We start from the raw sequence: 255 nt of genomic DNA on the forward strand, positions 1-255 counted from the left end.
CGTGATCGAAGCGACCCAAGGCGAAGAGCGCGCAAAGCTGCTCGAAACGCTGAAGGAAGGCGCTATCGTGGAAGGCGTGGTCAAGAACATCACCGACTACGGCGCATTCGTGGACCTCGGCGGTATCCACGGCCTGCTGCACATCACGGACATCGCATGGCGTCGTGTGCGTCACCCGAGCGAAGTGCTGTCGGTTGGCCAGGAAGTCACCGCGAAGATCCTCAAGTTCGACCAAGAGAAGAACCGCGTCTCGCT

General features: G+C 60.4%; 1 protein-coding gene. It reads left to right on the forward strand.

Annotation, left to right across the window (positions count from 1 at the left end; translation table 11 throughout):
• On the forward strand, positions 1-255 hold a 255-nt coding region (locus tag ACRXB1_RS37855; RefSeq protein WP_449494993.1), incomplete at both ends, for a S1 RNA-binding domain-containing protein.

It is taken from the genome of Caballeronia sp. M23-90, from assembly GCF_053574605.1.